General features: G+C 63.8%; 10 protein-coding genes. 5 read left to right on the top strand and 5 right to left on the bottom strand.

Going from position 1 to position 12248, the window contains the following annotated elements:
- The first annotated feature begins 17 nt into the window (after positions 1-17).
- The 3 genes from P7F60_RS02145 to P7F60_RS02135 all read left to right on the top strand — a co-directional run bounded on the left by P7F60_RS02145 (position 18) and on the right by P7F60_RS02135 (position 3333).
- Positions 18-1676, top strand: a complete 1659-nt coding sequence (locus P7F60_RS02145) for an alpha-glucosidase family protein (RefSeq protein ID WP_277916049.1) — start codon at positions 18-20, stop codon at positions 1674-1676.
- A 75-nt stretch (positions 1677-1751) separates the two neighbouring features.
- Positions 1752-2840 carry a sn-glycerol-3-phosphate ABC transporter ATP-binding protein UgpC gene (gene ugpC, locus P7F60_RS02140; RefSeq protein WP_277916048.1) on the top strand — a complete coding sequence of 363 codons (1089 nt, stop codon included), beginning with the start codon at positions 1752-1754 and terminating at the stop codon, positions 2838-2840.
- A 136-nt stretch (positions 2841-2976) separates the two neighbouring features.
- Positions 2977-3333: a hypothetical protein gene (locus tag P7F60_RS02135; protein ID WP_277916047.1), complete on the top strand. Its 357-nt coding sequence runs from the start codon at positions 2977-2979 to the stop codon at positions 3331-3333.
- 63 nt (positions 3334-3396) lie between these two features.
- On the opposite strand, the gene edd is transcribed toward P7F60_RS02135, so the two are convergent.
- The 5 genes from edd to P7F60_RS02110 form a co-directional block, all read right to left on the bottom strand.
- Complete coding sequence (gene edd / locus P7F60_RS02130; protein ID WP_277916046.1) at positions 3397-5214, bottom strand: phosphogluconate dehydratase; 1818 nt, start codon at positions 5212-5214, stop codon at positions 3397-3399.
- Between the two features lie 85 nt (positions 5215-5299).
- Positions 5300-5998, bottom strand: a complete 699-nt coding sequence (gene pgl, locus P7F60_RS02125) for a 6-phosphogluconolactonase (RefSeq protein WP_277916045.1) — start codon at positions 5996-5998, stop codon at positions 5300-5302.
- 4 nt (positions 5999-6002) lie between these two features.
- Complete coding sequence (gene zwf, locus P7F60_RS02120; protein WP_277916044.1) at positions 6003-7475, bottom strand: glucose-6-phosphate dehydrogenase; 1473 nt, start codon at positions 7473-7475, stop codon at positions 6003-6005.
- Between the two features lie 147 nt (positions 7476-7622).
- Positions 7623-8909 carry an FAD-binding oxidoreductase gene (locus P7F60_RS02115; RefSeq protein ID WP_277916043.1) on the bottom strand — a complete coding sequence of 429 codons (1287 nt, stop codon included), beginning with the start codon at positions 8907-8909 and terminating at the stop codon, positions 7623-7625.
- A gap of 16 nt (positions 8910-8925) precedes the next feature.
- Positions 8926-10347, bottom strand: a complete 1422-nt coding sequence (locus P7F60_RS02110) for a glutamine synthetase family protein (protein WP_277916042.1) — start codon at positions 10345-10347, stop codon at positions 8926-8928.
- Between the two features lie 144 nt (positions 10348-10491).
- Here P7F60_RS02110 and P7F60_RS02105 point away from each other — a divergent pair, with 144 nt between their 5' ends.
- Together P7F60_RS02105 and P7F60_RS02100 are read left to right on the top strand one after the other, a co-directional pair.
- Positions 10492-11673, top strand: coding sequence for an NAD(P)/FAD-dependent oxidoreductase (locus tag P7F60_RS02105; RefSeq protein ID WP_277916041.1), 1182 nt, complete (start codon positions 10492-10494; stop codon positions 11671-11673).
- 189 nt (positions 11674-11862) lie between these two features.
- Entirely contained in the window at positions 11863-12006 is a 144-nt protein-coding gene (locus P7F60_RS02100) for a hypothetical protein (protein WP_277916040.1), read from the top strand.
- The last annotated feature ends 242 nt before the right edge of the window (positions 12007-12248 follow it).

Raw genomic sequence — 12248 nt, 5'->3', positions numbered from 1 at the left:
CATTGGATTCGATAGGCATGAACATTTCCCCGGATTCTCCCCTGACGCCGGACAAGGACTGGTGGCGCGGCGCGGTCATCTACCAGATCTACCCGCGCTCCTTCCAGGATTCGAACGGCGACGGCGTCGGCGACCTCAAGGGCATCACCGCACGGCTCGGCCATGTCGCGTCCCTCGGCGCCGATGCCATCTGGATCTCGCCCTTCTTCACCTCGCCGATGAAGGATTATGGCTACGACGTCGCCAATTACGAGGATATCGATCCGATCTTCGGCACGCTTGCCGATTTCGACGCGCTGATCGCCGAGGCCCATCGTCTCGGCATCCGGGTGATGATCGACCTGGTGATCTCCCACACCTCCGACCAGCACCCGTGGTTCGTCGAAAGCCGCTCCAGCCGCTTCAACCCCAAGGCGGATTGGTATGTCTGGGCCGACGCCAAGCCGGACGGCTCGCCGCCCAACAACTGGCTGTCGATCTTCGGCGGCTCGGCCTGGCAGTGGCATTCGACCCGCATGCAATATTACATGCACAATTTTTTGACCTCGCAGCCGGATCTCAACCTGCACAATCCGCAGGTCCAGGACGCGCTGCTCGCCATTGCCCGCTTCTGGCTGCAGCGCGGCGTCGATGGCTTCCGGCTGGACACGATCAACTTCTATTTCCACGATCTGGAACTGCGCGACAATCCGGCGCTGGCTCCGGAAGCCCGCAACGCCAACACGGCGCCGGCCGTGAACCCCTATAATTTCCAGGAGCATCTCTACGACAAGAACCGGCCGGAAAACCTCGCCTTCCTCAAGCGTTTCCGCGCCGTCATGGAGGAATTTCCGGCGATCGCCGCCGTCGGCGAGGTCGGCGACAGCCAGCGCGGACTGGAAATCGTCGGGGAATACACCTCCGACAACGACAAGATGCATATGTGTTATGCCTTCGAATTCCTGGCGCCCGATCCGTTGATCCCCCGGCGCGTCGCCGAGGTGCAGCGCGCCTTCGAGGCGGCCGCGCCGCAGGGCTGGGCCTGCTGGGCCTTCTCCAACCATGACGTCGTGCGCCATGTCAGCCGCTGGGGCGGTCAGGTGGAAGACAAGGACGGTTTCGCCAAGATGCTCGCCGGCCTGCTTCTGTCGCTGCGCGGCTCGGTCTGCCTTTATGAGGGCGAGGAACTCGGCCTGACCGAGGCCGATCTTTCCTATGAGGATTTGCGCGATCCCTACGGCATCGAGTTCTGGCCGGAATTCAAGGGCCGCGACGGTTGCCGCACGCCGATGGTCTGGGAAGCCGATGCCACCCATGGCGGCTTCACCGTCGCCGGCCGTTCCTGGCTACCGACGCCGGTCGAACATTTGCCGAAGGCGGTGGATCGCCAGACCGGCAATCCGCGCTCGGTGCTGGAGCTCTATCGCCGCTTCCTCGCGTTCCGCAAACGCCATGCGGCCTTTGCCAAGGGAACGATTGCGTTTTTCGAACCGGAAAACTCGATTCTCGCCTTTACCCGGCATTACGAGGGTGAAACATTGCTCTGCCTGTTCAACATGAGCGGCGAACCGGGCGCCATCGCCTTGCCGGCCGGCAACTGGCAGGCGCTTGCCGATCACGGTTTCGAAAGCCGGCAGAGCGTCGAGGCCATCGAATTGCCGGCATGGGGCGCGTTCTTTGCACGGCTGGCCGGATAGACTATTCAGAACCGAATCCGGGAGGGCTTGGCGCTTTCCCGGAATGCGAACGGGATATGAGTTAGGGAGGGGAAAATGACCGGAGTCGTTCTCAAGGACATCCGCAAGTCTTATGGGCAGGTGCATGTTCTGCACGGCATCGATCTCGAAGTCGCCCAAGGCGAATTCGTGGTGTTCGTCGGTCCGTCCGGCTGCGGCAAGTCGACGCTTCTGCGCATGATCGCCGGGCTGGAGGAAATCACCTCCGGCGACATGCAGATCGCCGGCCAGCGGGTGAACGAGGTGCCGCCTTCCAAGCGCGGCATCGCCATGGTCTTCCAGTCCTATGCGCTCTATCCGCACATGACGGTCTACGACAACATGGCCTTCGGCATGCGCATCGCCGGCGAGAGCAAGGAAGAGATCGATCGCCGCGTGCGTGCCGCCGCCGACATCCTGCAACTCACCAATTATCTGGAACGCCTGCCGAAGGCGCTTTCTGGCGGCCAGCGCCAGCGCGTCGCTATCGGCCGCGCCATCTGCCGCGATCCGAAAGTCTTCCTGTTCGACGAGCCGCTGTCGAACCTCGACGCGGCCCTGCGCGTCGCCACCCGCATCGAGATCGCCAAGCTCAAGCAGTCGATGCCGGATACGACGATGATCTACGTCACCCATGACCAGGTGGAGGCGATGACGCTCGCAGACCGCATCGTCGTGCTTTCGGCCGGCCATATCGAGCAGGTCGGGGCGCCGCTCACGCTTTACGAGCGTCCCGCCAACCTGTTCGTCGCCCGCTTCATCGGCTCGCCGGCGATGAACATCATCCCGGCGACCATCCGCGAGACCGGCGAGACGACCGAGGTGACGCTGGCCGGGGGCAAATCGGTGCGCGTCGGCATCGCCACGCCCGCGTCGGAGAAGGGCAGGAACGCCAGCTTCGGTATTCGCCCGGAAGACCTGCAGATCGCCAGCGGCGAGAACTACCTGTTCGAGGGCGAGATCGCCATCGTCGAGGCGCTGGGCGAAGTGACCCTGCTCTATATCGAGGGGCTGGTGCCGGGCGAGCCGATCATCGTCAAGATCCCCGGCATTGTCCAGGCGGAGAAGGGCGAGAGGCTGCGCTTCTCCGCGCCGGCCGAAAAGATGCATCTCTTCGACGGCGAGGGCCGCAGCTATCGCCGTTAAAAATCCCGGCTCGGGCGGGCGCTAACACACTCTGTTAAGCGCTTGCCGCTACCCTGAACCGACATCGGAGTCGGGAGTATATGTCGTGTCTTTGTCTGCGGGTCGTGGTCATTTTCTGAACAAGGAAGAGTCGTTCATGTATGATCGCGAAACGCGATTCACCATGGAAGACACGATGAACGCGGCGCGTATCGAATATACGGAAAAGGGCGTCATGAACATGGCGTCGCGCCGCTGCGACATCATCCGCATCTCGCGCAGCCAGGCGGTGCTCGGATTGCTGACCCAGTATAGCCTGCCGCAGCAGTTCTATCTCGACATTCCCGACGCGCGCATCACCAAAGTCGGCTGCCTTCTGATGCGCGTCAACGCCAACAACACCATCGAGGTCCGTTTCCTGCGCGTTCTCAGCGAAAAGGAAATGAACCGCATCTTCGTCTATTCCACCCATCCTGCTCATCGCGACCGGGTGTTGGATGTGCGCGCCTGGTAAGGCGCAACACTTTCAGCTTCGCATAAAAAAACCCGGCGTTTCCGCCGGGTTTTTTGTCGGACGTTAGAACAGGACGCTGGCGCCCATGTCGGCGGTGCCGGCGGCGCGGCGGAAGGGGGCGAAGAGCTCGCGGCCCATGCCGTATTCATTGCCGTCGAGGTCGACGACCGCAGGCGCGCGGGCGCCGAATTCGGCGGCGTCGACCAGCACTTCCAGCGTGCCGGAAACGGCATCGAGGCGGATCATGTCGCCGTCGCGGATGCGGGCGATCGGACCGCCTTCACTTGCTTCCGGCGTCAGGTGGATGGCGGCCGGCACCTTGCCGGAAGCGCCGGACATGCGCCCGTCGGTGACCAGCGCCACGGTGAACCCGCGATCCTGGAGGACACCGAGGGGAGGGGTCAGCCGGTGCAGTTCCGGCATGCCGTTCGATTTCGGTCCCTGGAAGCGGACGACGGCGACGAAATCGCGGTTCAGCTTGCCGGCCTTGAAGGCTTCCTGCAGCTCCTGCTGGTCGTTGAAGACGATGGCCGGGGCCTCGATCACATGCCGCTCCGGCTTGACCGCCGAGATCTTGATGACGGCGCGGCCGATATTGCCGGCCAGCATCTTCAATCCGCCGGTCGCTTGGAAGGGCTGCTCGATGGTGGCGAGCACCTTCGGATCGGCGCTGACCTCGGGGGCCGGCTCGCGGGCGACCGTGCCGTTTTCGCCGAGCTTGACGTCGATGGCATAGGCGTCGAGCCCCTGGCCATAAACGGTGCGCACGTCGTCATGCAACAAACCGCGCTTGAGAAGCTGCTTAATCAGGAAACCCATGCCGCCGGCGGCATGGAAATGGTTCACGTCGGCGAGCCCGTTCGGATAGACGCGGGCAAGCAGCGGCACCACGTCGGAGAGATCGGAAATATCCTGCCAGGTGAGCTGGATGCCGCCGGCGCGCGCCATGGCGACTAGATGCAAAGTGTGGTTGGTCGAGCCGCCGGTGGCGTGCAGGCCGACGACGCCGTTGACGATCGAGCGCTCGTCGATCATCTCGCCGGCCGGCGTGAATTCGTTGCCCATGGCGGTGATCGCCAGGGCCCGCTTGGTCGCCTCGCGGGTCAGCGCCTCGCGCAGCGGCGTGCCGGGATTGATGAACGAGGCGCCGGGCATGTGGAAACCCATGATTTCCATCAGCATCTGGTTGGAATTGGCCGTGCCGTAGAAGGTGCAGGTGCCGGGGCCGTGATAGGATTTCGATTCCGCTTCGAGAAGCTCGGCGCGGCCGACCTTGCCTTCGGCATAGAGCTGGCGGATGCGCGATTTCTCGTCGTTCGGCAGGCCGGTGGTCATCGGACCGGCCGGAACGAAGACGGAGGGCAGGTGGCCGAAGGTCAGCGCCGCGATCATCAGGCCGGGCACGATCTTGTCGCAGACGCCGAGATAGACGGCGGCGTCGAACATGTTGTGCGACAGGCCGACGCCGGCGGACATGGCGATCAGGTCGCGTGAAAACAGCGACAGCTCCATGCCCGGCTGTCCCTGCGTGACGCCGTCGCACATGGCGGGTACGCCGCCGGCGACCTGGGCGATGCCGCCGGCCTCCTGCGCCGCCTGGCGAATGATCGCCGGATAGGTCTCGAACGGCTGGTGGGCCGAGAGCATGTCGTTATAGGCGGTGATGATGCCGAGATTGGGCACGCGGTCGCCCGAAAGCGCCTGCTTCTCGGCGGGGGAACAGACGGCGAAGCCGTGGGCAAGATTGCCGCAGGACAGGACCGAGCGGGCGACGCCCTGGTTGGCGGCGGCGCGCACCCTCTCCAGATAGCGCTCGCGGGTTGGCCTGGATCGTTCGACAATGCGTGCGGTTATCGCAGCGATTCGGGAATCTGCGCTCATCGTTCTCATCCTATCGTCATGGGATCGCGAGCCCGGACGGATGGGAGTCCCGGTCAGGCAAGGATCGGTTCGGGCGTCCTGGCTGTCAAGGCGCCCAGTAAATATCGACGGGCGTCGAGGCCCGGCGCAGCATCGCGCGGATCGGCATGTCGCGTTCGTCGCCATCGGCAAGCGCCTGGTCGAGAACCGTCTTCTTGGCCTCGCCCTCGATATGCAGCACCAGCAGGCGGGCGTCTTCGAGGCTGGCGAAGGTGAAGGTCAGGCGCGGTTCGCCCGCATCCTGCGCTTCCATCGTCACGATACCGCGCGGCGTTTTCGGATCGATGGCGCGCTCGAGGTTGTTGCCGCCGGGAAAGAAGGAGGCGGTATGGCCGTCATTGCCCATGCCGAGGATGACGACGTCGAAAGGCGGCTCGATTTCGGCGACTTCCTTGCTGGCTATGGCGGCGGCGATCTCCACATCGTCCACCGGCTGGTAGAGCGGCAGGAAGACCGCATCGGCGGCGGCATCGCGCAGCAGGTTTTCGGCGACCAGAAGATGGTTCGAGCGCGGATTGTCGGCGGGCACGAAACGCTCGTCGACGAGCGTTACGATCACCTTCGTCCAGTCGAGCGGCCGCGTCGACAGCGTCCTGAAGAAGGTTTTCGGCGTCGAGCCGCCGGAGACGGCAAGGCTTGCCTTGCCGCGGGCGGCGATGCCGGCGGCCAGCGCCACCGCCACCGCATCGGCGAGGTTTTCGGCAAGTTCCGCTCCGTTGGCGAAGGTGTGCAGGCGTGAGGTCATGGCGTCAGCTTTCATGCCAGGTGCGGCCGTCACGCTCGATCAGCGCGATGGCCTGGCTCGGTCCCCAGGTTCCGGCGGTATAGCCCTGCGCCGGCTGTCCGGTTTCGTCCCAGGCTTTCAGGATCGGATCGACCCAGCGCCATGCGGCCTCGACCTCGTCGCGGCGCATGAACAGCGTCTGGTTGGAGCGAATGACGTCGAGAAGCAGCCGCTCATAGGCATCGGCGCTGCGGGCGTTGAAGGCCTCGGCAAAACTCATGTCGAGCGAGACGTTGCGCAGGCGCATGCCGCCGGGGCCGGGATCCTTGATCATCAGCGACTGCTTGACGCCTTCGTTCGGTTGCAGACGGATGACAAGTTGGTTCTGCGAGATGCGGCCGGCGGCGTCGTCGAAGATCGAATGCGGGATCGGCTTGAAGGTGATGACGATTTCCGACATGCGCTCGGCCATGCGTTTGCCGGTGCGGATGTAGAAGGGCACGCCGGCCCAGCGCCAGTTGTCGATCTCGGCCTTGATGCCGACGAAGGTCTCGGTGTTGGAAACGCCGCCTTCCAGCTCTTCGAGATAGCCCTTGACCGGGCCGCCGGCGGAAGCGCCGGCCTTGTACTGGCCGCGCACGGTCAGCTTCTCAACATTGGAGGCGTCGATGCGCTTCAGCGCCCGCAGCACCTTCAGCTTTTCGTCGCGCACGGATTCGGCGTTCATCGACGGCGGCACTTCCATGGCCACCAGGCATAGGAGCTGCAGGATATGGTTCTGCACCATGTCGCGCAGCGCGCCCGCCTTGTCGTAATAGCCGGCGCGGCTTTCGAGGCCGACCGATTCGGCGACGGTGATCTGCACATGGTCGATATGGGCGGAGTTCCACAGCGGCTCGTAGAGCGCATTGGCGAAACGCAGCGCCATCAGGTTCTGCACCGTCTCCTTGCCGAGATAGTGGTCGATGCGGAAGATCTGCTCTTCGAGAAACACCTTGCCGATCGTGTCGTTCAGCTCCAGCGCAGAGGCGAGGTCGCGGCCGATCGGCTTTTCGACGACGATGCGGGTGGACTTGGTGATCAGCTTGTTGTCGCGGATGCGCTCGGAAATATCGCCGAAGATCGCTGGTGCCACGGCCAGATAGAAGGCGCGCACACGCTCCTTGCCCTCGTCGAGCAGATCCTTGAGCTCTTTCCAGCCGTTGTCGGACTTGGCGTCGACGGAGACGTAATAAAGGCGATTGCAGAAGGCCTTGACCTGGTCGGCATCGTATTCGCCGGGCTTCAGGTGTTCTCTCAGCGCCTCGTCGGCGAATTTGCGGTATTCTTCATGGGTGAGGTGGCTACGCGAGGCGCCAATGATGCGCGTCGGCTCGGTCAACTGGCCGTCCAACTGGCGGTGATACAGGGCGGGCAGAAGCTTGCGCTCGGCAAGATCGCCCGTGCCGCCGAAAACGACGTAATCGAACGGCTCGACTGGAATGATTTGGCTGCTCATGAAGCGTCTCTCAATCAGGCTGTTTGCGGGTCTTGTAATCTAATCGATTTAAAAACGCCAGCCCCTTTGATGAAAAAGAGTCTCAAACGGCGCGTCCCGCCGGTTTGACGGGCGGGACGCAGGCCTGTTTAGGTCGGTGTTCCCGGTTCAGAACCGGTCACGCAGCGCGTACCAGGTGAGCGCCAGGAACAGGAGCGGCGAGCGGAAACGCGGCCCTCCGGGGAAGGCCGGGATCTTCAGGGCGCGCAGGCCGTCCAGATCCGTCTTCGCCCCCAGGATTTCGTCGGCATAGAGCTTGCCGCAATAGTTCGACAGCATGACGCCATGGCCGGAATAGCCGCCGATCGAGGTGACGCCCGGCATCACCTCCCGCACGAAGGGCTGGCGCGGCAGCGTGATGCCGACGAACCCGCCCCAGGCATGGGTGATGTCGATTTTCTGAAGCTCCGGATAGAGCTCGCAGATCTGCCGGCGGATATGGATCGAGATGTCGCCGGGATCATCTTTGGTATAAGCCTCTCGGCCGCCGAACAGCAGTCGGTTGTCTTTCGTCTTGCGGAAATAGCGCACGACGAATCGCGAATCGGCAATCGATTCCCCACCCGGAATGATGTGCGGAAAATCGGTAAGCGGCGCGGTGGCGCCGATGAACGAGCCGATCGGCATCACATGCGCTGATGTGACCGGCTCCAGCCCGTCGATATAGGCATTGGTGGCGATCAGCACGCGGTCGGCGGTGATGCTGCCGCGCTCCGTCTCGACGACGATCTTGCCGCCGACCCGCTCGATCGATTTTGCCCGCGTCAGCTCGTGCAGCGAGGCGCCGGCGGCCTGCGCCGCCTTCGCCACGCCGGTCACCAGCTTCAGCGGGTGGATATGGCCGGTGCCGCTGTCGAACAGGCCGCAATGGAAGCGTTTGGAGCCGACCCGCTCTGCCGTCTCCGCCGCATCCATGAAGCGCATGTGCGGATAATTGTAGCGCGTCGCGGCGATCTCGACCTCGTCGCGATACTCCTTCTCGTGGCCCGGCTTGTGAGCGACGTTCATCTGGCCGGGATGGTAGTCGATGTCGATACCATGCTCGGCGGCGAAGGCGTGGAGATGGCGCTTGGCGTCCTCGGCCATGTCGAACAGGCGTTTTGCCGCTTCATAGCCGTATTTCGCTTCCATCTCCTCCGGGGTCCAGCGCTGGCCGGTGCCGATCTGGCCGCCGTTGCGGCCGGAAGCGCCGTCACCGAAGCGCGCGCCGTCGATCAGGGTGACCGAGACGCCCGCCTTCGCCAGATGATAGGCCGCCTGCAGCCCGGTGAAGCCGCCGCCGATCACGGCGACGTCCACCTGGCGCGAACCGTCGAGAACGGCATAGGCGGACCTTTCCCCCACGGACGCCTGATACCAGGAAATCCCCGGCGCGATGGGGCTCTGCCATGTCATGATGGTCAAGCTCCCCTCAGACGTTGAGAAGCAGGAACTCCCGCTCCCAGGGGCTGATGACCTGCATGAAGGTCTCGAATTCCCCCCGCTTGACGCCGGCATAGAGGCCGATGAACTCGGCGCTCAGCACATCCGTTAGTGCCGGATCGGATTCCAGCAGCGACACGGCTTCGAGAAGCCCGCGCGGCAGGTCGATCGATCCTTCGTTGGCGGTGTCCTCGGTCGGTGCGGTCGGCTCGATCCGGTTCATGATGCCGAGCAGGCCGCAACCGAGCGAGGCCGCCAGCGCCAGATACGGATTGGCGTCCGACCCAGGCAGGCGGTTTTCGACGCGCCGCGCCGCCGCATCCGACACCGGCACGCGGAAGGCCGTCGTGCGGTTGTCGTAGCCCCAGGCATTGTTGACCGGCGCCGACATGTCCGGCGTCAGGCGTCGATAGGAGTTCACATAGGGCGCCATCATCACCAGCGTCTTCGGCACATAGGCCTGCATGCCGCCGATGAAGTGGAAGAACTCCTTCGAGGCCGATCCATCCGGATTGGAAAAGACGTTCTTGCCCGTCTCGATATCCACCACCGACTGGTGGATATGCATCGCCGAACCCGGCTGGCCCTGCATGGGCTTGGCCATGAAGGTCGCATAGATCCCGTGCTTCAGCGCCGCCTCGCGGATGGTGCGCTTGAACAGGAACACCTGGTCGGCCAGTTCCACGGGATCGCCGTGGCGCAGGTTGATTTCAAGCTGCGCCGGGCCTTCCTCATGAATGAGGGTATCGATTTCGAGGCCCTGTTTTTCCGAGAAATGATAGATGTCGTCGATCAGTTCGTCGAATTCGTTGATGCCGGCGATCGAATAGCCCTGGCCGCCCTGGATGGAGCGGCCGGAACGGCCCTTCGGCGGATGCAGCGGATAGTCCGGATCCTCGTTCATGGCGACGAGGTAGAACTCGATTTCCGGCGCGACCACCGGCTTCCAGCCGCGGTCGCGATACATCTGCACGACGTTTTTCAGCACGTTGCGCGGCGTATAGGGCACGCTTTCGCCGGTCGAGCCGACGATGTCGCAGATCACCTGCGCGGTCGGATCGGTTTCCCACGGCACGACCGAAAGCGTCGACAGATCCGGCAGCAGCTTCAGGTCGCTGTCGCGCGGCTCATAGCGGAAATTGCCGGTTTCCTCCGGGTATTCGCCCGAGATCGTATGGCGATAGAGCGCCGACGGCAGCGCCAGCGAAGTGTTCGAGGTGAATTTCGACGACGGCATCATCTTGCCGCGTGGCACGCCGGCCAGATCCGGCGTGATGCATTCGATATCCTCGATGCCGCGGGTGCGCAGCCATTGGGCGGCATCGGCCCAGGCGGCGACGCCGCGCTTGGAGTCCATGGGATCGGGGGGGACACTCTCCAGATTCGATGCGGCGCCGAGTGCGTTGGGCATTCTCTTCTTGGGGGGCATGTCTCACCGGTTGGATGTTGATAACGCCGGCATCATAACCAGCTTCGCGCAATTGGCGAGGGGGCAAAAGCATTGACTTTTGCGAAACCATGGAAAAGACAAGGACCTTCAACGGGAAAGACGGACATGACCACACGAGGCGACGCGATCGTGATCGGCGCCGGCGCCGCCGGCATGATGTGCGCGCTCAGGGCCGGCAGCCGCGGCCGTAAAGTGATTCTGCTCGATCATGCGAAGGCGCCGGGCGAAAAGATCCGCATTTCCGGCGGCGGTCGCTGCAACTTCACCAATATCCATGCCGGACCGAAGAATTTTATCTCGGCCAATCCGCATTTCGCCAAGTCGGCGCTCGCCCGCTTTACCCCGCGCGATTTCCTCGGCATGGTCGAGGCCCACGGCATCGCCTGGCATGAAAAGACGCTGGGGCAGCTGTTCTGCGACGACAGCGCCAAGGACATCATCGCCATGCTGTTGAAGCTGATGCGCGAAGGCGGCGTTTCCCTGCGGCTCGGCTGCGCCATCGAATCGGTGGAGAAGGGGGAGGGCGGCTTTACCGTCAGAACCTCTGAGGGCGTCTTCACCGCCGGGCGGCTGGTGATCGCCACGGGCGGCAAGTCGATCCCGAAGATGGGAGCGACGGGCTTTGCCTATCGCATCGCCGAGCAATTCGGCCTCGGCCTTGTCGAGACGCGCCCCGGCCTCGTGCCGCTGACGCTGGAGCCGAACCTGCTGGCAAAACTCTCGGAACTGGCGGGCGTCTCGGTCTTCGCCGAGGTCGGCCATGGCAAGACTTCGTTCCGCGAGGCGCTGCTGTTTACCCATCGCGGCCTGTCCGGCCCCTCGATCCTGCAGATCTCCTCCTATTGGCGCGAGGGCGACGACATCCGCCTGCGCATCGAGCCGGACCTGGACTTCTTCGACCTGCTGAAGGCCGCCCGCAAGGCCAACGGCCGCCAGGCGGTGCAGACCGCGCTCGGCGACCACCTGCCGAAACGGCTGGCGTTATACATCGCCGAAGCCAATGCCGCCGCCGGCCCGCTTGCCGACCGCTCCGACAAGGCGCTGCAGGCGCTGGCCTCGGTCCTGTCGGACTGGACCATCCGCCCCGCCGGTTCGGAAGGCTATCGCACGGCGGAAGTGACGCTTGGCGGCATCGACACCGCCGGCCTCGATTCGCGCACGATGGAGGCGAAGACCGTGCCCGGCCTGCATTTCATCGGCGAATGCGTCGACGTTACCGGCTGGCTCGGTGGCTACAATTTCCAATGGGCCTGGGCGTCTGGCCATGCGGCGGGCGAGGCGCTGTAATCCATTCTTCATCATATGCGCCGGACAGTCGGGCCGCCGGTAGTTCCGGCCGTAGGGTTTTCAGATCTTGTTAATACACCGGGTGCAAGCTGGGGTTTACGCCGGCGCAGTTCGAGGACTGCCGACATGAGGTCTGGCTGGCGTGCCGGAGGACCGGCATGGTTTCGTCATTCCTGAAAGGCTTCGCTTATGAACACGCCGTCGCGTCGTGCCACTGCCATCGCCATTGCCGAAGACCGCCATGCCCGCCTGGTGTTTATCGCCCGGGCGCTGGTGAGCGCGCTGTGTGCCAGCGTCGCCCTTCTGAGCCTGTCCGGCATCGATCCGGTCTGATTTTTCTCGAAAGACCGATCCTTTTCCAGATGCCGGCCCTGCACCGGCCTTCGCGCGTTTCGCCGTGCCCGCGGCGGGCGATTGACCCGCCCTGCGACAATCCCGGCGCGTCGTTATCAGAATATTAACCCCGAAAACCAATCATCGGTCCCATTTGGAGCGCCCCGCCATCCGTCGCCTCGCCCGGCCTCGGGCAATGACGGCGTGGCGGCGCAAGCAAACAGCAAATGGCCAGGGCGAAC

Source organism: Rhizobium sp. YJ-22 (assembly GCF_029601685.1).
In the GTDB taxonomy this organism is placed as follows: domain Bacteria; phylum Pseudomonadota; class Alphaproteobacteria; order Rhizobiales; family Rhizobiaceae; genus Metarhizobium.
The sequence above is the reverse complement of the archived record's forward strand: the minus strand, read 5'-3'. Positions and strand labels throughout refer to the sequence as shown.